A 20,917-nucleotide genomic window follows, 5' to 3' on the forward strand; every position below is an offset into this window, starting at 1 on the left:
AAGGGAGGGCAGCATCGTGCGGACGTGGCCGCCTCAGTTGTCCTGGTCGAAATCCAGCAGCAGCTTGTCGCTGACCGGGAAGGACTGGCAGCTCAAGACGAAGCCGCGCGCAATCTCGTAGTCTTCGAGCGCGTAGTTGGCATCCATGTCGACCTTGCCCTCGACCACCTTGCAGCGGCAGGTGGCGCACACGCCCCCCTTGCAGGAGTAGCGCAGGTCGATGCCGTGCTTCAGGCCTGCGTCGAGCACGGATTCCTTTTCCTTGTCCATGGTGAAGACGTTGTGATACCCGTCGACGATCACCGTGACCTCGCATTCCTTCTTGCCCACCACCGGGCGCGAGGCATGCGCGCGTGTCGGCGCGCTGGCGGCGAACAGTTCGGTCTTGATCTGCGCCTTGGGCATGCCATGCGCCTGCAGCGAGTCGGAGACGGCCTGCACCATCTCTTCCGGGCCGCACAGGAAGGCGGCGTCCACATCCTTGATATCGATCCAGGAGGCGAAGAAGGCATCGCACTTGCTGCGGTCGATGCGGCCGTTGAACAGTTCCACGTCCTGCTGCTCGCGGCTCATCACCCAGATCACGTTGAGGCGTTCGAGGTAGGCATCCTTGAGGTCGGTGATTTCTTCCTTGAAGATCACCGAGGAGGAAGCACGATTGGCATAGACCAACGTGAAACGGCTGTGCGGCTCGGCCAGCAGCGTGGTCTTGATGATGGAGATCATCGGCGTGATGCCGCTGCCGGCGGCAAAGGCCAGGTAGTGCTTGCGGTTGGCCGCATCCAGCGGGACGTTGAAGTGGCCCATGGGCGGCATCACCTCGATGCTTTGTCCCGGGACAAAGGATTCATTGGCCCAGTTCGAGAACAGCCCGCCCGGTACGCGCTTGATGGCCACGCGCAACTGCTTTTCCTGGGTCGCCGCGCAGATGGAATAGGAGCGGCGCAATTCCTCGCCCTCGATATGCGAGCGCAGCGTCAGGTGCTGGCCTTGCTGGTAGGAAAACGTGTCCTGCAATTCGGGCGGGACGGCGAAGGAGACCACGATGGTATCGCGCGTTTCCTGCTTCACGCCCGAGATGGTCAGTGGATAGAATTTGCTCATGATCTTGTGCCTTTGTTCTGGGACATTGAGCGCGGCTCAATGCGCCTTGAAGTAATCGAACGGCTCGCGGCAGTCCTTGCACTGGTACAGCGCCTTGCAGGAGGTGGAGCCGAACTGGCTCACGCAGACCGTCTGCATCGAACCGCAATGCGGGCATTGCACCCGGGGTGCTGCCTGTGGCCGCAGGCTGATGCCGCGAATGTCGATGACCTGCTGCGCCGGGGGCGCGATGCCGTATTGCTGCAGGTTGCTGCGGCCCTTCTCGCTCATCCAGTCGGTGTTCCAGGCCGGTGCCAGCTGCGTGCGGATGGCCACCTCGGCCAGCCCGTGCTGCTTGAGGGCGGTGCTGATGTCCTGTGCGATCACGCCCATGGCCGGGCAGCCCGAGTAGGTCGGGGTGATGACCACGGTGCAGCGTGCTGCCTCGGCATCCGCCTCGGAGACCTCGACGGCGCGTACGATGCCCAGGTCGACCACCGAGATGACCGGAATCTCCGGATCGGGAATGGCTTCCAGCCATTCCCAGATGCTCGCCTGCAGGGTCTGCGCGCGGGAGGCCAGCTCGCTCACCAGCTCGCTCCCGGATAGGTGCGCTGCAGGAACTGCATCTCCGCCAGCAGGTAGCCCAGGTGTTCGGTATGCCGGCCCTGCTTGCCGCCGCCCTGCATCCACAGTCCGGACGCAGGCAGCTGCAGCGTGGCTTCGCGCATCACCTCGGTGACGTGCTGCTGCCACTTCTGCTGCAGCTCTCCGAGGTCCGGCGCGATGCCGTTGGCCTGCATGACCTGGTCCAGCGCGTCGGCAGTGAACAGTTCGCCGGTGTACATCCACAGCGCATCGATGGCGTCCTGCATGCGGCGGTGGCTTTCCTCGGTGCCGTCCCCCAGGCGGATCATCAGGTCGGTGCTGCGACGGACGTGATAGGTGACTTCCTTGAAGCACTTCTGCGCGATCTCGGCGATGCGTGCATCGCTGCTTTCGCACAGGCCTTCGAGCAGGAAGTAATGCCAGACATCGAAGAGGAACTGGCGCGCCAGCGTATCGGCATAGCTGCCATTGGGCAGCTCCACCAGCAGCAGGTTGTGGAACTGATGGGCATCGCGCAGGAAGGCCAGCTGGTCTTCGTTGCGTCCTGCACCTTCCAGTTCGGCGGCGTAGGCCAGCCACAGGCGGGCCTGGCCGATCAGGTCCAGCGAGACGTTGATCAGGGCCATGTCTTCTTCCAGGGCCGGGCCCTTGCCACACCATTCGGAGAGGCGCTGCGAGAGCACCAGGACGTTGTCGCCCAGGCGTCGCACGTAATCGGTTTTATCGGTCATGGTGCGCCTCTTACAGGTTCTTCAGTTCAGCCGGCATCGGGAAGAAGGTCGGGTGGCGATACACCTTGCTGTTGGCCGGTTCGAACAGCGGCGCCTTGTCGCCAGGGCTGGAGGAGACGATGTCGGCGGCACGTACCACCCAGATGCCCACGCCTTCATTGCGGCGCGTGTAGACGTCGCGCGCATTGTTGATGGCCATCTCGCCATCGGGGGCATGCAGGCTGCCGACGTGTTTGTGGGCCAGACCGTGCTGGCTGCGGATGAAGACTTCCCAGAGAGGCCATTCCTTGCTCATGATGCGTTTCCTTGTTGGCGGGCCACCCGGTGAGGTCGGACGGCCACTGGCAGGTTGTGAGATGAAGCGATCCAGATATGCGCGGCCGGCGAATCACGCCGCCTTGCGCGCGGCACGCTTGTCGGCATGCGCCACCAGCGCATCGCGGAACCAGGCGCCGTCGTCATAGGCTTTCTTGCGGGTGGCCAGGCGTTCGCGGTTGCAGGGGCCGTTGCCGCGCAGGACGTTGTGGAATTCGTCCCAGTTGATGTCACCGAAGTCGTAGCGGCCACGTTCTTCGTTCCACTTGAGGTCGGGGTCGGGGACGGTGAGGCCCAGGTATTCGATCTGCGGGATGGTCTGGTCGACCATGCGCTGGCGCAGTTCGTCATTGGAGAAGAGCTTGATGCGCCATTGCATCGACTGGGCGCTGTTGACCGATTCCGCATCGGAGGGGCCGAACATCATCAGCGCCGGCCACCACCAGCGGTTCAGCGCATCCTGCGCCATCTGCTTCTGTTCCGGCGTGCCACGGCACAGCGCCAGCATGATGTCGTAGCCCTGGCGGGCGTGGAAGGATTCCTCCTTGCACACACGCACCATGGCGCGCGAGTAGGGACCATAGGAACAGCGGCACAGCGGGATCTGGTTGATGATGGCCGAGCCATCCACCAGCCAGCCGATGGCCCCCATGTCGGCCCAGCTCAGGGTCGGGTAGTTGAAGATGCTGGAGTACTTGGCCTTGCCCGCATGCAGGTCGCCCAGCAGGGCGTCGCGCGACACGCCCAGGGTTTCGGCGGCGCTGTAGAGGTAGAGGCCGTGCCCGGCTTCGTCCTGGATCTTGGCCAGCAGGATGGCCTTGCGCTCCAGGGTCGGGGCGCGCGTGACCCAGTTGGCCTCGGGCAGCTGGCCGACGATTTCCGAGTGGGCGTGCTGCGAGATCTGGCGCACCAGGGTCTTGCGATAGGCCTCGGGCATCCAGTCCTTGGGCTCGATCTTGACGCCCGCATCGATGCGCGCCTGGAAGGCCTGTTCTTCGGGGGACATGTCGTCGGCGCTGCGCACCTTGGCCAGTCCGGTTTCTACGAGTTGTGCATACATGCTGCTTCTCCATGAAGTGGATCACGCCGGCGCTGGACGAACGCGGTCCTTGCCGCAGGGACCGGCCCTGCGTCTGCGTGATGTAAAAGCGTGAATCTTGAAACTGAAAAAATGTGCTGCCGCCTGCTAAGCCCGTTTGGCCGCGATCAGCGGTTCGACGAAGGGCGCGGCCAGGCTCGGCCGGTTCTCTTCGATCTGCGCCAGGGGGCTGACCTCCCGCAGGCTCTTCAGGCTGCGCTTGGCAAGGTCGTGATACGTCTCGGTACCGGCCCGTTTCCAGGCCATCTCTTCTTGCGTCAGGTCGCGCACCACCTTGGCCGGCAAACCGGCCACCAGGGTACGCGGGGGAATCTGCATGCCCGCCCGCACGAAGGCGCAGGCGGCCACGATGGATTGTTCGCCCACCACCGCTTCATCCATCACCACCGCATTCATGCCCACCAGCGCATCGCGCTCGACCGTGCAGCTGTGCAGCACCGCACCGTGGCCAATGTGGCCGTTCTCGCCCACCACCGTGGCGTGGCCCGGAAAGCCGTGCACCACGCAGGTGTCCTGCACGTTGGCACCACGCTCCAGCACGATGCGGCCGAAGTCGCCGCGCAGGCAGGCCGCCGGGCCGACGTAACAATCGGGGCCGACGATGACGTCGCCGATCAGCACCGCCGTGGGATGGACATAGGCGGCCGGGTCGACCACCGGGATCACGCCTTCGATCGAGTAACAGGGCACCGCGTCTCCTTGGCCAGCGCATCCCTGCAGGCGCGCCAGCAGCTTGTGGTTGCAGCGTGCTGAAGCTTTGCTTGTCTTTCCCGGTTGAAACGCATGGAAAAAAGCATTTGCCTGCCGCTGTTTTTTGAGGAATAATAATTTCGACCGACCGGTTGGTCAATAATGTTTTGAAGATTTTTTCTGACCGTGTTCAGCAGGCAGGGAAATTGAGGCAGGGCAGGGAGGCTGGCAGGGCAGGATGTCTCCGATAGATGTTTCGTAAGAGTTTTGATTTACGGCACAATCATGACTTTGCGGAAATATCGACGAGGAAGCATTTATGCCACGCAAGCGAGCAGCGGGATACGACAACCAGCGCGAGACAATCATCGAACAGGCGGCAGCCTTGTTCGCGCGCAATGGTTTCGTGGGCACATCGATGAATGAGGTGGCGCTGGCGTGTGGCCTGTCCAAGGCGTCGCTGTATCACTACTTTGCCGACAAGCACCAGCTGTTGATGCACATCTGCGAAGACCACATCGACCGCCTCTGTGCGCTGGTCGATGAAGTCGCGCAGCAGGAGCTGGACCCGGAGCCGCGCTTGCGCCTCTTGATCCAGCGCTTCGTGGAGGAATACCGCGATGCCCAGAACGAGCATCGCGTCCTGACCGAGGACGTGCGTTTCCTGGAACCGGGAGACCAGAAGCGCATCCTCACCGGCGAGCGCAAGGTGGTCAAGGCAGTAGCCGACGCCATGTGCGCGGTGCGCCCTGAACTGGATCGCAGCCGCATGGCCAAGCCGCTGGCCATGCTGTTGTTCGGCATGATCAACTGGATGTTCATGTGGTTGAAGCCCGATGGCGAACTGACCCATGAACGCATGGCCGTGGTCGTGTCCGATTTGTTGTTTGGCGGGATCGGTGCCGTCAGCCTGGAAGGCACCGCGAAGAAGAAACGATGACGTGAGCCCTTGATCGGTAGCGTCATTGCAGGCACGCAGCACCACAATGACAAAATCATCAAGGAGACCTCCATGCAGTTTGCTCGCCCTTTGCTGGCGCTGGCCCTGGCCGGCTGCGCGCTCGTCGCACACGCTGACATCAACGTCGGCGTCACCGTATCCACCACCGGCCCGGCCGCTTCGCTGGGTATCCCCGAAAAGAACACCATCGCGCTGCTACCGGCCACCATCGCCGGGCAGAAGATCAACTACATCGTCCTCGACGACGCCTCCGACACCACGCAGGCGGTCAAGAACGCGCGCCGCTTCGTTTCTGAAAACAATGTGGATGTGATCGTCGGCTCATCGGTCAGCCCCAACTCGATCTCGATGATCGAAGTGGCCGCCGAAGCACAGACGCCGATGATCTCGCTGGCCGCCGCCGCACGCATCGTCGAACCCATGGATGCCAAGAAGAAGTGGGTCTTCAAGACACCGCAGAACGACATCATGATGTCGCTGGCCATCGCCAAGGACATGGTGGCGCGCGGCTACCAGCGCATTGCCTTCATCGGTTATTCCAACGCCTATGGCGAAGGCTGGTACGAAGAATTCAAGAAGGCCGCCGGCCTCAAGAAGCTGGAGCTGGTCGCCAACGAACGCTTCGCTCCCAATGACACATCGGCTACCGCGCAAGCCCTGAAGCTGGTGGCAGCCAAGCCGGACGCCATCCTCATTGCCGCCTCCGGCACGCCGGCCGTGGTGCCGCAGCGGGCGTTGAAGGAACGCGGTTTCAAGGGCCAGATCTACCAGACCCACGGCGTGGCCAATGCCGACTTCCTGCGCGTGGGCGGCAAGATGCTGGACGGCACCCTGCTGCCGGCCGGCCCCGTGCTGGTGGCGGCGCAACTGCCGGCTGCCAACCCCATCCGCAAGGTGGCGCTGGACTACACCGCCAAGTATGAGGCGGCCCATGGCAAGGACAGCGTCTCGCTCTTCGGCGGCTATGCCTGGGATGCAGGCGTGCTGCTGCAGTCGGCCATTCCGGTAGCGTTGAAGCGCGCCAAGCCGGGCACCCCGGAATTCCGCGCGGCCCTGCGCGATGCGCTGGAAGCCACCAAGGAAGTCACCGGTGTGCATGGCGTCTACAACATGTCGGCCACCGATCACCTGGGCCTGGACCAGCGTGCTTCGGTGATGGTCAAGATCGTTGACGGCGCCTGGCAGTACCAGCCCTGATCCACCTTCTCTTCAACGCTGCGTGGCTTCACTGCCCGCAGCGCTGCGTCCACACGATTACAGGAGTCTCCGATGTCCGCCCGTCCACCCTTGCTCCAGAGTTTCATCGCTGGCCGCTGGTTCGGTGAAAGCCCGGCCCAGGCACTGCACAGCGCAGTCAACGGCCATACCGTCGCCAGCACCCACCAGGAATCCATCGACTTCGGCGAAGCGCTGGAACATGCCCGCAAGAAGGGCTTGCCGGCCCAGATGCAGCTGGACTTCCAGCAACGTGCCGCGATCCTCAAGGCGCTGGCCAAATACCTGGTCGAGCACAAGGAAACGCTCTACGCCGTCTCCGCCCACACGGGCGCGACCCGCACCGACAGCTGGATCGACATCGAAGGCGGCAGCGGTACGCTGTTCACCTATGCCAGCATCGGCACCAATGAATTCCCTTCGTCCAACCTGGTCCATGAAGGCCCGGCCATCTCGTTGGGCAAGCAGGGCCGCTTCGCCGGGACGCACATCCTGGTGCCGCGCGGTGGCGTGGCAGTGCACATCAATGCCTTCAACTTCCCGGTCTGGGGCATGCTGGAAAAATTCGCCCCGACCTTCCTGGCCGGCATGCCTTGCATCGTCAAGCCCGCCACCGCCACCAGCTACCTGGCTGAAGCGGCAGTGCGCCTGATCCAGCAATCCGGCCTGCTGCCCGAGGGCAGCCTGCAGCTGGTCATCGGCAGCACCGGCGACCTGCTCGATCGCCTGCAGGCGCAGGACGTGGTGACCTTTACCGGCTCGGCCGATACGGCGGCCAAGCTGCGTGCGCATCCCAACCTGATTGCCAACTCCATCCCCTTCAATGCCGAAGCCGATTCGCTGAACTGCGCCATCCTCGGTCCCGACGTCAACGTTGACGATGAGGAATTCGATCTCTTCGTCAAGGAAGTGGCGCGCGAGATGACCACCAAGGCAGGCCAGAAATGCACGGCCATCCGCCGCGCCATCGTGCCGCGCCAACACTTGGATGCAATTTCGGAAAAACTCGCCGCGCGCCTGTCGAAAACGGTCATCGGCGACCCGGCGCTGGAGTCGGTGCGCATGGGGCCGCTGGCGTCACGCGCGCAACAGCGCGACGTGGAAGAGCGCGTGGCCCTGTTGAGACAAAGTGCCGAACTGATTCTGGGTGCCGGCAGCCACTTCCAGCCGCAAGGCGACGGCGTGGGTGAAGGTGCGTTCTTCGCGCCGACCCTGCTGCTGGCGCGCGATACCTCAGCAGGCAGCCCGGTGCATGAAGTGGAAGCCTTCGGTCCGGTCAGCACGCTCATGCCCTATGACGACCTCGATGAAGCCTTGGCGCTGGCCGCACGCGGACGCGGCAGCCTGGTGGCCAGCCTGGTCACGCGCAGCCCGTCGGTGGCGGCGCGCGCCATTCCCGTGGCCGCTGCATGGCATGGCCGCCTGCTGGTGCTGGACCGCGAAGCCGCACCGGAATCCACCGGCCACGGTTCGCCCCTGCCGCAGCTCAAGCACGGTGGTCCGGGCCGCGCCGGTGGCGGTGAGGAACTGGGCGGTTCGCGCGCCGTGAAGCATTACCTGCAACGCACGGCGGTGCAGGGTTCGCCGACCATGCTGGCCGCAGTCGTCGGCGAACATGTGCGCGGTGCCAAGGTGCGCGAATCGGATATCCATCCCTTCCGCCACTACTTCGAGGACCTGCAGATCGGCGACTCGCTGGCCACGCACCGCCGTACCGTCACCGAAGCCGACATCGTCAATTTCGGCTGCCTCTCGGGCGACCATTTCTACATGCATTTCGACGACATCTCGGCACGCCAGTCGCCGTTCGGCAAGCGCATTGCACATGGCTACTTCGTCTTGTCGGCAGCGGCCGGCCTGTTCGTCTCGCCGGCGCCGGGTCCGGTGCTGGCCAACTACGGACTGGATACGCTGCGCTTCGTCAAGCCGGTCGGCATCGGCGACACCATCTCGGCGCGCCTGACCTGCGAGCGCAAGATCGACCGCAACAAGAAGGATGCCAACGGCCAAGGGCAGGGCGTAGTGGCCTGGGATGTGGAGGTGAGCAACCAGGACGGCGAACTGGTGGCGTCCTACGACATCCTGACCCTGGTGGCCAAGAAGCCGGAGGCTTGAGCCATCGGCCTGTTTGCAGAAAGCTTCATGCCCCATACGGTCATCCGCGCCAGACACAAGAAAGCAGCCCCAAAGGTTCATCCCTGACAAGAACCGGGCCTATCCCGGCCAGTCGCAGCCCGATCTGCGGCGGCCGGCATCAACAGGAGGAGACAAGTGGATACCAGCATTCTGACCGTGCTGATCCAGGACGGCATCACGACCGGCGCCATCTATGCGCTGCTGTCGCTGGCGCTGGTCCTGGTGTTTTCAGTGACACGGGTGATTTTCCTGCCGCAGGGCGAGTTCGTCGCCTTCGGCGCATTGACCCTGGCGGCCATCCAGAACGGCCATGCCCCCGGTACCGCCTTGCTGCTGGTGGCGCTGGGCGGCGTGACGCTGGCCGTGGAAGGCGGCACCGCCATGCGCCTGGCCGCGAGCCGCGCGCGTTTCCTGCGCCGGCTGCCGCCGCTGCTGGCCACGCACATCGGCCTGCCGCTGGTGCTCTACGCACTGACGCGGTATGTCGACCTGCAAGCGCTGGCCATGCCCTGGCAGATCCTGCTGACACTGCTGATCGTGGTCCCGATGGGGCCGATGATCTATCGCGTGGCGTACCAGCCGCTGGCGCATTCGAGCGTGCTGGTGTTGCTGATCGTCTCACTGGGTGTGCATCTGGCCATGGTCGGTCTGGGGTTGTTGATGTTTGGCCCCGAGGGGACCAATACCAAGCCCTTCACCGAGATGCAGTTCACCCTGGGCGAGAGCCCGGTCTCGGGACAGAGCGTGATCGTGCTGGTGACGGTGGCCGCCCTGATCGCCGTGATCTATGTCTTCTTCGAACGTACGCTGACCGGCAAGGCCTTGCGTGCCACTGCCGTCAATCGTCTCGGTGCGCGGCTGGTGGGGGTGGGCATCAACCAGGCGGGCAAGCTGTCCTTCGCGATGTCGGCGGGCATCGGTGCGCTGTGCGGCATCCTGATTGCGCCCTTTACCATCGTCAACTATGAGTCCGGTTTCATCATCGCCCTGAAAGGCTTCGTGGGCGCCATCTTCGGCGGACTGGCCAGTTATCCCATCGCGGCGCTGGGCTCGGTATCGGTCGGGCTGATCGAGAGTTTTTCCTCCTTCTGGGCCAGTGCCTTCAAGGAACTGATCGTCTTCACGGTCATCATCCCCATCCTGCTGTGGCGTTCGCTGACCAGCCACCACATCGACGAAGAAGCCTGAGGACGCCGCCATGACTGCATTCACATCGCATCGCGCCGCCTTGCCGGTGCTGTTCTTCGCCATCGTGCTGGTGCTGCCGCAATTGGGCCTGCCACCGTTCTGGGTCACGCTGCTGTCCTATGTCGGGCTGTATGCCATCGTCGCGCTGGGGCTGGTGCTGCTGACCGGCGTGGCGGGATTGATCTCGTTCGGGCAGGCGGCTTTCGTCGGCATCGGTGCCTACACCACTGCGTATCTCACGACCCAGTTCGGGCTATCTCCTTGGCTTGGATTGCTGGCGGGGATCGGGCTGACCGGCTTGTCGGCTTTCCTGATCGGCACGCTCACCATGCGCATCTCCGGGCACTATTTGCCGTTGTCCACGATTGCCTGGGGCCTATCGCTGTACTACCTGTTCGGCAACCTGGAGATGCTGGGCAAGCATGACGGCATCAACGGCATCCCGCCGATTGCCATCGGCCAGTTCACCTTCGGCAATGGGGCGTCGATGTATCTCCTCATCTGGGCCGTGGTGATCCTGGCGCTGGTGTCGGTGGTCAATTTCCTGGATTCGCGGGCCGGGCGCGCGGTGCGTGCGCTCAAGTTCGGCACGGTCATGCCGGAGGCCATGGGGGTCGATACGGCCCGGCTGAAGATCGTCATCTTCGTCTACGCAGCCGTGCTGGCGGGCATTTCCGGATGGCTGTACGCGCACCTGCAACAGGCGGTCAACCCCACGCCCTTCGGCTTGAAATACGGCATCGATTACCTGCTGATGGTGGTGGTCGGTGGTGCCGGCCATGTGTGGGGAGCGATCCTTGGTGCGGGCCTGCTGGCGGTGCTGAGCAATTTCCTGCAGGAGTGGTTGCCGGGTGTGCTGGGTACCGGCGGCAATTTCGAGGCCATCGTCTTTGGCATCGCGCTGGTGATCTTCCTGCAGTTCGCCAACGAGGGCTTGTGGCCGCGTCTGCAGGCGCGTTTCGGGCGGCGCCTGCCGCGCCAGTTGCCTGCGGATACTGCGCCGTTGACGCAGATTCCCAAGCCGGCGCGGGGCGAAGTGATCCTTGAAGTGGAGGCAGCACGCAAGCAGTTCGGTGGACTGGTGGCGGTCAATGATGTGAGCTTTTCGGTGAAGGCCGGGGAGATCGTGGGACTGATCGGGCCCAATGGCGCGGGCAAGTCGACCACCTTCAACCTGGTGACCGGTGTGCTCTCCATTACCAGCGGCAAGCTCAATTATCGCGGGCAGTCGCTGGCGGGATTGTCCTCGCGCGAGATCTCCAGCCGTGGCATTGCGCGCACTTTCCAGCATGTGCGGCTGGTGCCGGGGATGAGCGTGCTGGAGAACGCGGCCATGGGCGCGTTCCGGCGCGGCGAGTTTGCGCCCCAGCGCGGCATCCTGGCCAGTCTGGCGCGGGCCAATCGCAAGGAGGAAGCGCGCATCCTCAGCGAAGCGCGGCGGCAGCTGGAGCGTGTCGGCCTGGGCGATCTGGTGGACCGGCCTGCAGGTAGCCTGGCGCTGGGCCAGCAGCGCATCCTGGAGATTGCGCGCGCGCTGTGCTGTGATCCGGCGCTGTTGTTGCTGGATGAACCGGCGGCCGGTCTGCGCCTGAAGGAGAAGCAAGCCTTGGCGGCATTGCTGGACAAGCTGCGCGGCGAGGGCATGGCGGTGCTGCTGGTGGAGCACGACATGGACTTCGTGATGCAATTGACCGACCACATCGTGGTCATGGAATTCGGCACCAAGATTGCCGAGGGCACGCCGGCGCAGATCCAGGTCCACCCGGCGGTGCTGGAAGCCTATCTGGGAGGAGCCCAATGATGACTGCAGCAACCATGATGACCCCTGCCAGCGTGGAACCTGAAGTGCGCGCGGTGAGCGCGCCGCTGTTGCTGGAAGTCAGCGGGCTCTCGGCGCGCTATGGCAAGGTGCCGGCGTTGACCGAGGCGGCGCTGTCGCTGCGGGCCGGACAGATCGTGACCGTCATCGGGCCCAATGGCGCGGGCAAGTCGACCTTGCTCAATGCCATGATGGGCGCGATGCCGGCGGGCGCGGCAGCCAGTGGGCGGATCGCTTTCCAGGGCGAGGATGTGAGCCAGATGGAGGTGGAGGAGCGCGTGGCGCGCGGGCTGTCGCTGGTGCCGGAAAAGCGTGAATTGTTTACCTCCATGAGCGTGGAGGACAACCTGCTCCTGGGCGCGTACAAGCGGCGGCGCAATGGCGAATCCGCTTATCTGGATCAGCAGGAGTTTGTCTATGCCTTGTTCCCGCGCCTGAAGGAGCGGCGCAAGCAGGCGGCCGGGACGCTGTCCGGTGGCGAGCGCCAGATGCTGGCGGTAGGGCGCGCCTTGATGGCCAAGCCGCAGGTGCTGATGCTGGATGAGCCCAGCCTGGGCCTGGCACCGCTGATCACCAAGGAAATCCTTTCCATCATCAGCCAGCTGCGCAGCACTGGCGTGGCCACCTTGCTGGTGGAGCAGAATGCGCGCGCGGCCTTGCAGGTGGCCGATTACGGGTATGTGCTGGAGATGGGGGAGATCGTTTGTGAAGGGCCGGCGGGGGTGCTGGCGGCGGACAAGAAGATTGTGGAAAGTTATCTGGGGGTGGCGCGGGAGCCGGTGGAGCTGATTCAGCGAAGCGCGGTTTCCTAGCGGACCAGTTGCCCGGCAGCCCGAGAGCACAGGTCATTCGGACATCAAAAAAGGGCAGCCATGGCCGCCCTCGTGTTGCGCAGGAACGCAATCACTTCGCCGTCTGCCAGGTCTTGCCCGCGCGTCCCCGCTGCTGCCACAAGGCATACACCCCCATTGACGCCACGAAGGTCAGCGGTGCCGACAGCGATGGCCAGAAGCCCGTCATCTCCATCAGCACGAAGCCCGGCACCACGCCGCAGAACCACGCTCCCAGGCCGACCCGGTTGATGCCGGCCGAGCCTTCGCCGGTGCCAGCGTGATCGGGTACGGTGAGAATATGCGCCAGCGCCACGCCCACCCAGGCGACCACGAACACGCCCTGATAGGCCAGTGCCTTGAGCAGGTAGGAGAACACGTCCGCCAGCATCAGCGCATAGACCACTGCGCCGACCACCACCGACCACACCAGGCGCGAGGCGCGCAGGCCCAGCAGGTTGCCGAAGAAGGCCTGCATGTTGACCGTCGCCAGATAGTAGTTGGCGGTATTGATGCGCGTCTGCGTGACCCATACGAAGAGCAGTCCCCAGAACCCCATCAGCTTGAGGATGGCCATCACCACCGATACCTCGGACAGTGGGCCATCCTGCGGAATGCTGCTGGCCAGGTAGATGCCGGCAGCACCATTGAGCAGGATGGTGACCAGGTAGAAGGGCATCCCGAAATTGAAGCGGCCGTGATACGTCGCATCTTCCGGCTTGCCGAAGCGGGCATAGTCGAAGGTGAACATCATCAGTACCCACACGCCCATGTAATACGTGAAGCAGCTCCACCAGCCGTCCGCCGGCGGCACCGCCGGGCCGAAGTCCAGCCACTGCGGTTGGTAGCCATACTGGCTCACCGCCAACACCAGCGCCATCAGCAGGCCCAGCAGATAAAACGGCAGCAGCACGCCGTTGAACTTGTCCAGCCAGTTCTGCACGCTGCCAAACACCAGCGGCACGCTGTAGAGCACCACGATCAGCGCCGCGACCGGATAGAGCAGCGAGGGATACAGATGATGCAGGGCCACTGCGATCACCGAGCCCTCGAAGACGGCGTAGTAGATCGCGGTGGAAAAGAAGATCAACGTGGCCAGCGAGGCCCCGAGCCGGCCGAACAGGATGCGCGAGAACAGGGCCACCGACAGGCCGGTGCGCATGGCGTAGCGGCTGATGCAGGCATTGATGAGTCCGTAGCTGATGACCGAGAGCACCATGCCGATCAGGGCAATGCGCGCCCCATAGGTCAGCGCCAGCGATGCCCCCACGACGATGTAGAAGATCGCACTGCAGACGGCCCACCAGGCCATCGTCAGCGACAGTTTGCCCATGCGCGCGCTGGCGGGGACGCTGTGGGTGGAGAGATCGGTTTCCTTGTTCTGTGTGTGTGATAGGCCGGCCATGTCAGTTTCTCCAGAGACGTTGAAGCAATGATTCAATGAGGCGGATGAGAGGCAAGAAGGACGTTCCAACAAGTTGCTGCAAGTTGCTGCGAGTACGAAAGCGAAGGCAAAGCCGGGGCCGGCCCCAGGGCAGCCGCTCGTGCGGACTGGCCTGGGGACAAGCGTCAAACGCGGTGCAATGCGTGCGGAAGTGTCAGCTGCCCAGCAGGCTGCTCAGGCGCTGGAAGCGCTGCTGGTACTGGCGGCGGGCCTCCAGGGCCTGCTCCAGCGTCACCCGCACGAACTGGGCTTTGTGGTTGGGCTGCAGTTGCCCGATCAGGTCGAGGTCGGCGCTGATGACCGTGCCGATGGTGGCGTAGCCGCCACCGGAGACCGCATCCCGCAACAGGACGATAGGTTCCAGGCCCCCGGGGATCTGGATCGAGCCGATGGGATAGCAGGCATCGACGATGTTGGAGGGATCCGAACCGGCGCCGAAGGGCTGTTCCCGTGGCTTGAACTGCATCGCCTGGCCGCCCTTGAAGCGGTAGCCGATACGGTCTGCTTCCGAGCCCACGGTCCAGGTATCGGCAAAGAAGCGTTCCACGGCGTCCTCGGTGAGACGATGTATATACAGCCCCGGCACCACGCGCAGCGTGGCTTCGCGATCGAAGACCGGTACCAGCGACAGCGGCAGGGCGCGCCCCTCGGCAGCCTTCGACGCGGCCCGGCCCAGCGGCAGTTCATCGTCCTTGGCCAGCTTGCGTCCCTGCCACCCGCCCAACGCGCCCAGCGCATAGGTGGAACGGCTTTCCAGCACCACCGGCACATCGATGCCACCGGCGATGGCGAGATAGCTGCGCGCGCCCGCTTTCGGATAATCGAAGCTCAGGACCTCGCCGCTGCGCACCATGAACGCGGTATCGAGCGGGCGTTCGCTGCCGTCCACACGCGGCTGCATGCGCGCTCCAGTGACGGCAACCAGGGCGTCAGACTGGAATTCCAGTTGCGGCCCGAGCAGGCTGCATTCCAGCGCGGAGGTGGTGGGGTGGTTGCCGACCAGCAGGTTGGCGCTGCGCAGTGCGTATTGGTCCAGCGCCCCCGAGGGCGGGATGCCCAGATGGTAGTAGCCTTCCCGGCCACCGTCCTGCACCGAGGTCGCCAGGCCGGGCTGTTTTACCTTAATCATCATGGAGGGCCTCCTTGAGAGCGTGGATGCAGGCCTGGGGATCGGTTTGGAACGCATCGAGATCAAACCGCACGGGACGGATGCGCAGGTCGAAATGACCGGCCTCGACGGCGGCGTCATACGCGCTGCGATCGATGGCCTTGAATTGCACGATGTCGCCAGCGCGGAAGAACACCATCGATTCCTGCAGGTAGGGCAGGCCCTGCTGCGGATCGTAGATCGGGGCGGGCGTGACGCCGAACATCTGGTAACCACCCGCACCGCGTACCGAGTAAATGCAACCGAAGCAGCCACCGTGTCCCAGTGCCAGCTTCGGCGTGTCGGTGCGCGGACGCAGGTACTTGGGGACTTGCAGTTGCCGGTCCTGTTCGACCATCTGGTACATGAAGGGAAGGCCGGCCACGAAGCCGACCATGGAGACGAACCACGGCGTGCCGCTGTGGGCGGCGATGAAGGCCTGTACTTCCTCGTAGCCATTGATGCGCGCCGCGTATTGCAGGTCGGTGGAAGCAGGATCCTGGTGACGGTCGCGGAAGCGCGCCTGTGTTTCATCGGTCCAGGGATCGTCATACAGCACGGGGACTTCGATGATGCGCGTGTCGATGCCGCGCTCGGCCGTGGTACTGCTCTCCAGCGCCTTGACCTGTTCCAGCAGGGCCAGCGGATGGATCAGGTCGGGATTGAAGCGGATCTGGAAGGAGGCATTGGCCAGGCAGACATCGAGGACGCCGGGCAATGCCAGCTTCTCCACCGCGCGCGCGATGGCCATGGCGCGGAAGAAGGCTTCTAGGGACATCGATTCCGAAACTTCGGCAAAGAGGTGTTCGTCGCCCGCAATGCTGTATCGGATGGGCGCGGCCGGTACGGCTTGTGTGCGGTTCATCTCAGGCCTCCTCAAGTTGCGCGGCGCGCGCGGCGGCACGTTCGGCCAGCCAGGTTTCCAGTGCACCGGTATCGAAGCGGGCAGCCTGTACGCGGGCATCGGCCAGCAACCACTGGTGCAGTGGCAAGGTGGTGGCCATGCCGGTGATGCGCGTGGCAGTGAGCGCTGCCCGGGCGCGGGCGATGGCCTGTGCGCGGTCCTTGCCATGGACCACCAGCTTGGCCAGCAGCGAGTCGTAATACGGCGGGATGCGATAGCCCGCATAGAGATGGCTCTCCACGCGCACGCCATCACCCTGCGGCCACTGCAGCTCGGCGACCGTGCCGGGGCAGGGGAAGAAATTGCGCTCGGGATCTTCGGCATTGATGCGCATCTCCAGCGCCGCACCCTGCATGCGGATATCGGACTGCTGCAGGCCCAGCGGCTCGCCACCGGCGATGCGCAACATGGCCTGGACCAGATCGATGCCGGTGATCATCTCGGTGACCGGATGCTCGACCTGGATGCGGGTATTCATCTCGATGAAGAAGAACTCGCCGCTCTCGTCGTCGAAGAGGTATTCCAGCGTGCCCGCGCCGCGATAGCGCAGCTGTTCGGCCAACCGCACCGCACTCTCGCACAGGGCTTGCCGCTGTGAGGGCGTGAGCACGGGCGAGGGGGCTTCTTCGAAGACTTTCTGGCGACGCCGTTGCAGCGAGCATTCGCGTTCGAACAGGTGAACGGCACGCTGGCCATCGCCCAGGATCTGCACTTCGATGTGGCGTGCACGGCGGATGAAGCGCTCCAGATACACCGCACCGGAACCGAAGGCGGCCTGGGCCTCGCCTTGCGCCAGCGGGAATTCCCTTGCCAGTTCGGCGGCATCTCGCGCCATGCGGATGCCGCGACCGCCGCCTCCGGCCGAGGCCTTGATGAGCAGCGGATAGCCGATCTCGTCGGCACAGGCCAGTGCGGTGGCGACATCCTCCAGTTCATCCGCCGAGCCAGGCACCACCGGCACGCCGGCTGCGGCTGCGGTACGACGCGCTTCGGCCTTGTCGCCCATGCGGCGGATGGTATCGGCCTCCGGTCCCACGAAGATCAATCCGGCGGCGCTGACGGCCTCGGCGAAGGTGGCGTTCTCGGAGAGGAAACCATAGCCAGGATGGATGGCATCGGCACCACTGTCGCGAGCCGCCTTGAGCAAGGCGTCCACATTGAGATAGCTGCGGTCGGCGCGGGCCGGGCCGATGAGCTGGACTTCGTCGGCCATGCGCGCGGCCAGCGAATCGGCATCGGCTTCGCTGCAGGCAGCTACCGTCTTGATGCCCAGGGCTTGCGCGGCACGAATGATGCGCACCGCGATCTCGCCGCGATTGGCGATGAGGAGTTTGCGCAGGGAAGTCGTCATGATGCCGGCCTCAGTCTGCGGTCTCGATCACGGCGACCAGTTGGCCGGGTTCGACCGGGTCGCCGTTGCCGACGTGGAAGGCCAGCAGCTTGCCGCCGTGCTCGGCCTGCAATTCCGTAAATTGTTTCATCACTTCGATCAGGCCGATCACGCCGCCGGCTTCGATGACGTCGCCTGCCTCTGCATAGGGTGGGGCATCTGGACTGGACCGGCGATAGAAGGTACCGGGCAAGGGGGAGTGCACTTCGTGGACTGCCATGACTTTTCTCCTTCGGAACGAATGGGGGGATCAGCGCGGCGCAGCGATGGCGATGTCGGCCGCTTCCAGGCTCTTGCGCGTGGCCTGCACCAGCGCCAGCGCGCCGGGGGTATCGCTGTGGATGCAGACGGAGTCGAAGGCGATGGGGATGTCGCGTCCTTCGACCGTACGCACCACGCCTTCGCGACACGCCCGCAGCACCTTGGCTGCGACCTGGGCCGGATCGAGCGCACCGACGCGGCGGGTGAAGACGATGGAGCCGCTGTTGTCGTAATCGCGGTCGGCATAGAACTCGCAGACCACCGCCTGCTGCAGTTCCTGCGCCACGCGCCAGACCGCCGAGCCGTGCATGCAGAAGAGAAGCAAGTTCGGGTCCAGCTGGCGCAGCGTCTGCACGAAGACGCGGGCGGCCTCCTCATCGCGGGCCAGGTGCATGTAGAGCGCGCCGTGCGGCTTGATGTGCTGCAGGGACATGCCGTTGAGGCGGGCGAACCCACGCAGGGCGCCGAGCTGATAGAGCATGTCGTTGACCAGTTCGATGGCCGGCGCGTTGAGATGGCGGCGGCCGAAGCCGACCAGGTCGCGAAAGCCGGGATGTGCGCCGATGGCAACGCCGTGTTGCCGGGCCTGTTCCACCGTACGCCGCATGGTGTTGGGATCGCCCGCGTGAAAGCCGGTGGCGATGTTGGCTGAACTGATCAGGGGCAGGATGGCCGCATCGACGCCATCGCCGATGGTCCAGGGGCCGAAGCCTTCGCCCATGTCCGAATTCAGGTCGATTGTTTTCATCTGGTGGTCTCCGGTGCTGTCGGAATCAGCACGTGAAACCGAGTATAGAAATCGTCAACGGTATTGGACAGATGTATTATCAGAGGGCTTGATATCGAAAAATCCGATAGCTTATGAAGGGCATCAAACATGGCCATCACCCTCCGGCAGATTCGTTATTTCGTGGCCACTGCGGAAGTGGGGCAGATTTCGCAGGCGGCGATCCATCTGCATATTTCGCAATCGTCCGTCACCAGTGCCATCCAGGAACTGGAGGCCTTGCTGGGGGCACCGCTGTTCATCCGTTCTCCGCAGGGGATGATCCTCACCGACAGCGGGCGGCATTTCCTCAACCATGCGTATTCGATCCTGCGCAGCGTGGACGATGCGATGAAGAGCCCCTTGCCCGACAACACGGCCAGCGGCAGTTTGCGGGTGGCGGCCAGCTACACGGTGCTGGGATATTTCTTGCCGCACCATCTGCAGCGGCTGTCGCAGTCCTATCCGGCCATCAAGATCCACGTGCATGAGAAGGAGCGCGCGGAGATCGAGCAGAGCCTGGTGGAGGGCGAGATCGACATGGCGGTGGTGCTGACATCCAATTTGCGTCACCGCGAGATCGCCTACGAGACCTTGTTCGGATCAGTGCGCCGACTGTGGCTACCGGCGCGTCATCCGTTGGGCGAGCGCTCGGTGGTGAATCTCTCGGAGGTAGCCAATGAGCCCTTCATCCTGCTGACGGTGGACGAGGCCGACAAGACCGCGCTGCGGTACTGGAATCAAAGCGGACGCAAGCCCAACATCATCATGCGGACCAGTTCCATCGAGGCGGTGCGCAGCATGGTGGCCAATGGTTCGGGCGTGGCGATCCTGTCGGACCTGGTGTATCGCCCGTGGTCGCTGGAAGGATTGCGCATCGAGACGGTGCTGCTGATGGATCACGTGCCGGCCATGAATGTGGGGCTGGCCTGGCGCAAGGGGGTGACGTTTACGCCGGCCATGGAGGCGGTGAGGGAGTATTTCAGGCAGTCGTTTTTGACGCCGCAGTTGAGTAGCGGGAGGAGGTGAGAACGTGATTCTCATGGGTGGAGAATCACTTCCAGTTGAATTGTCCACAGCACTTGCCGCTGACAAGCGGAAATGATTTAGAGAATTTCCTCTTGGGACGCCACCATCCACACGCGCTTGAGGGGCAGTTCTGCCTTGAGGTCTTCGTCCAGCCGATCATATTGCTCGAAGAGTTGCTCCAGGATCTCCTTTTGCGTCCACAGGCGCAGCCGGAAGAACTGTGAAGCCATTTCCTTCTGTACGTTGCCCTTGAAGCCACCCCAGGCCACGAACAAGCCTTGGTCGGCATTGAACTTGGTCATCGCCCCCAATAATTTATCCACAGGCTCGCGCCCGATGGGTGAGTCTTCCGATTTGACCTCGATGCACAGGCGTGGCGCTGAAAAGCCCAGCGGGCCGGATCCGGCCAGGATATCGGCGCCGCCGTCTGCGCCTTCCGGGCTGCGGTAGGTCGTGTAGCCCTGCGCCTTGAGGATGCCTTCAATCAAGCGGGTCAAGCCGTGGCCCTTGAAACGGGCGGAGATCAGGGAAGCAATCTGGTCGCGCGCCAGTTCGTCCAGGTCGGAATCGGCAGTCTCTTCATCGTTACTGGCCGAGGCTGTTGCTTTGGTCGCGGCGGCAAGCGTCTCGGCTTTCCAGCCATTGGAGCGCATGGCGGCAATACGCTGTTCGGCGCTGTTGCGCTTGATGCGGCAGATGGTCATGAACGCGCCGAAGGAAAACAGCAAGTCCTTGCCGAAGTGCGTGCGCGGAATGGCCTCGCCTATCCACTTGACGGCACGGGAGTGGAAGAAGGGGCTGGGGCCGGATGGCTGACACTGGTAGTCCCCGGTGATTTCACCGACGTAGACCGCTGGCTGCGACTTCAGGGGAACGACGACCAGGTCGCCGATTTTCATTTCATGGGCGAAGGGCCAGACCTGGCTGACCCAGTTCTGGATGGTCTTGGGCTTGGCTTCGCTGTAGCGCTGGGTCATCGCGGCGGTGAGTTCGCTGCGGCCGGACATTTTGGAGAGATCCACGTCGAGGTCGTCCCAGGTCACGTAGACGCGATTTTCCTGGATGAACTTGTGTTCGTACTCGCCGTGGGAGCCGGCGCGGATGAGCCAGATGGACATGGTTGGATTCCCCTGTTTGTTTTATGTGGCGTGGCTGCCTACGCCTAGGCGCTGATGATAGCCGAAACTCGGCTTTCATTGAATGCGGGCAGCTGCCTTCAAACGAGGAGGACATGGCTTCGTGGAGCCGCTAGGAAAAGCTTGGTTGACTCGATCCAAAAATGGCTCACTTTCTCCGAAAA

The 20,917-nt window shown here is 63.7% G+C and carries 20 protein-coding genes; 7 read left to right on the forward strand and 13 right to left on the reverse strand.

Features of this window, described 5'->3' with window-relative positions:
- Nucleotides 1-33 precede the first annotated feature (33 nt).
- From paaE to CEJ45_RS20080, 6 genes are all read right to left on the reverse strand, one after another.
- A complete protein-coding gene (gene paaE / locus CEJ45_RS20055) occupies nucleotides 34-1,104 on the reverse strand; it encodes a 1,2-phenylacetyl-CoA epoxidase subunit PaaE (RefSeq protein WP_088756857.1) in 1,071 nt (356 codons plus the stop codon).
- 36 nt (nucleotides 1,105-1,140) lie between these two features.
- Nucleotides 1,141-1,674 (reverse strand): 1,2-phenylacetyl-CoA epoxidase subunit PaaD, encoded by a 534-nt coding sequence (gene paaD, locus CEJ45_RS20060; RefSeq protein WP_088756858.1) that lies wholly within the window; start codon nucleotides 1,672-1,674, stop codon nucleotides 1,141-1,143.
- The gene (gene paaC, locus CEJ45_RS20065) at nucleotides 1,671-2,423 is read right to left on the reverse strand and encodes a 1,2-phenylacetyl-CoA epoxidase subunit PaaC (RefSeq protein ID WP_088756859.1); all 753 of its coding nucleotides are present in this window, start codon (nucleotides 2,421-2,423) and stop codon (nucleotides 1,671-1,673) included. Before paaC ends, paaD begins: the two co-directional genes overlap by 4 nt.
- 10 nt (nucleotides 2,424-2,433) lie before the next feature.
- Nucleotides 2,434-2,718 (reverse strand): 1,2-phenylacetyl-CoA epoxidase subunit PaaB, encoded by a 285-nt coding sequence (paaB, locus tag CEJ45_RS20070; protein ID WP_008332574.1) that lies wholly within the window; start codon nucleotides 2,716-2,718, stop codon nucleotides 2,434-2,436.
- A gap of 93 nt (nucleotides 2,719-2,811) precedes the next feature.
- A complete protein-coding gene (paaA, locus tag CEJ45_RS20075) occupies nucleotides 2,812-3,798 on the reverse strand; it encodes a 1,2-phenylacetyl-CoA epoxidase subunit PaaA (RefSeq protein ID WP_088756860.1) in 987 nt (328 codons plus the stop codon).
- 126 nt (nucleotides 3,799-3,924) lie between these two features.
- Entirely contained in the window at nucleotides 3,925-4,527 is a 603-nt protein-coding gene (locus tag CEJ45_RS20080) for a phenylacetic acid degradation protein PaaY (protein ID WP_088756861.1), read from the reverse strand.
- A 319-nt stretch (nucleotides 4,528-4,846) separates the two neighbouring features.
- Here CEJ45_RS20080 and CEJ45_RS20085 point away from each other — a divergent pair, with 319 nt between their 5' ends.
- The 6 genes from CEJ45_RS20085 to CEJ45_RS20110 all read left to right on the forward strand — a co-directional run bounded on the left by CEJ45_RS20085 (nucleotide 4,847) and on the right by CEJ45_RS20110 (nucleotide 12,658).
- On the forward strand, nucleotides 4,847-5,467 hold the full coding sequence (locus CEJ45_RS20085) for a TetR/AcrR family transcriptional regulator (RefSeq protein ID WP_088756862.1): 621 nt from the start codon (nucleotides 4,847-4,849) through the stop codon (nucleotides 5,465-5,467).
- 72 nt (nucleotides 5,468-5,539) lie between these two features.
- Nucleotides 5,540-6,685, forward strand: a complete 1,146-nt coding sequence (locus CEJ45_RS20090; RefSeq protein ID WP_088756899.1) for an ABC transporter substrate-binding protein — start codon at nucleotides 5,540-5,542, stop codon at nucleotides 6,683-6,685.
- Nucleotides 6,686-6,757: 72 nt separating this feature from the next.
- Entirely contained in the window at nucleotides 6,758-8,818 is a 2,061-nt protein-coding gene (gene paaZ, locus CEJ45_RS20095) for a phenylacetic acid degradation bifunctional protein PaaZ (RefSeq protein WP_088756863.1), read from the forward strand.
- A 156-nt stretch (nucleotides 8,819-8,974) separates the two neighbouring features.
- Complete coding sequence (locus tag CEJ45_RS20100; protein WP_088756864.1) at nucleotides 8,975-10,027, forward strand: branched-chain amino acid ABC transporter permease; 1,053 nt, start codon at nucleotides 8,975-8,977, stop codon at nucleotides 10,025-10,027.
- A 10-nt stretch (nucleotides 10,028-10,037) separates the two neighbouring features.
- Nucleotides 10,038-11,828: a branched-chain amino acid ABC transporter ATP-binding protein/permease gene (locus tag CEJ45_RS20105; RefSeq protein WP_088756865.1), complete on the forward strand. Its 1,791-nt coding sequence runs from the start codon at nucleotides 10,038-10,040 to the stop codon at nucleotides 11,826-11,828.
- Nucleotides 11,825-12,658 carry an ABC transporter ATP-binding protein gene (locus tag CEJ45_RS20110; RefSeq protein WP_187697721.1) on the forward strand — a complete coding sequence of 278 codons (834 nt, stop codon included), beginning with the start codon at nucleotides 11,825-11,827 and terminating at the stop codon, nucleotides 12,656-12,658. The genes CEJ45_RS20105 and CEJ45_RS20110 overlap by 4 nt, the downstream gene beginning before the upstream one ends.
- Before the next feature lie 91 nt (nucleotides 12,659-12,749).
- Here CEJ45_RS20110 and CEJ45_RS20115 read toward each other — a convergent pair whose 3' ends face one another.
- The 6 genes from CEJ45_RS20115 to CEJ45_RS20140 form a co-directional block, all read right to left on the reverse strand.
- Nucleotides 12,750-14,081, reverse strand: coding sequence for a purine-cytosine permease family protein (locus CEJ45_RS20115; RefSeq protein ID WP_088756867.1), 1,332 nt, complete (start codon nucleotides 14,079-14,081; stop codon nucleotides 12,750-12,752).
- A gap of 193 nt (nucleotides 14,082-14,274) precedes the next feature.
- Entirely contained in the window at nucleotides 14,275-15,252 is a 978-nt protein-coding gene (locus CEJ45_RS20120; protein ID WP_088756868.1) for a 5-oxoprolinase subunit C family protein, read from the reverse strand.
- A complete protein-coding gene (locus CEJ45_RS20125) occupies nucleotides 15,242-16,132 on the reverse strand; it encodes a 5-oxoprolinase subunit B family protein (RefSeq protein WP_088756869.1) in 891 nt (296 codons plus the stop codon). The genes CEJ45_RS20120 and CEJ45_RS20125 overlap by 11 nt, the downstream gene beginning before the upstream one ends.
- A gap of 1 nt (nucleotide 16,133) precedes the next feature.
- Nucleotides 16,134-17,522, reverse strand: coding sequence for an acetyl-CoA carboxylase biotin carboxylase subunit (locus tag CEJ45_RS20130; protein WP_088756870.1), 1,389 nt, complete (start codon nucleotides 17,520-17,522; stop codon nucleotides 16,134-16,136).
- 10 nt (nucleotides 17,523-17,532) lie between these two features.
- Nucleotides 17,533-17,781, reverse strand: a complete 249-nt coding sequence (locus tag CEJ45_RS20135) for an acetyl-CoA carboxylase (protein WP_088756871.1) — start codon at nucleotides 17,779-17,781, stop codon at nucleotides 17,533-17,535.
- 30 nt (nucleotides 17,782-17,811) lie between these two features.
- Entirely contained in the window at nucleotides 17,812-18,570 is a 759-nt protein-coding gene (locus CEJ45_RS20140; RefSeq protein ID WP_088756872.1) for a 5-oxoprolinase subunit PxpA, read from the reverse strand.
- 129 nt (nucleotides 18,571-18,699) lie between these two features.
- On the opposite strand from CEJ45_RS20140, the gene CEJ45_RS20145 reads away from it, so the two are divergent.
- Entirely contained in the window at nucleotides 18,700-19,617 is a 918-nt protein-coding gene (locus CEJ45_RS20145) for a LysR family transcriptional regulator (RefSeq protein WP_088756873.1), read from the forward strand.
- 77 nt (nucleotides 19,618-19,694) lie between these two features.
- On the opposite strand, the gene CEJ45_RS20150 is transcribed toward CEJ45_RS20145, so the two are convergent.
- Nucleotides 19,695-20,735: a restriction endonuclease gene (locus CEJ45_RS20150; protein ID WP_088756874.1), complete on the reverse strand. Its 1,041-nt coding sequence runs from the start codon at nucleotides 20,733-20,735 to the stop codon at nucleotides 19,695-19,697.
- Nucleotides 20,736-20,917: the final 182 nt, after the last annotated feature.

The sequence above is a fragment of the Herbaspirillum aquaticum genome (assembly GCF_002213425.1).
Taxonomy (GTDB): Bacteria; Pseudomonadota; Gammaproteobacteria; order Burkholderiales; family Burkholderiaceae_D; genus Herbaspirillum; species Herbaspirillum aquaticum.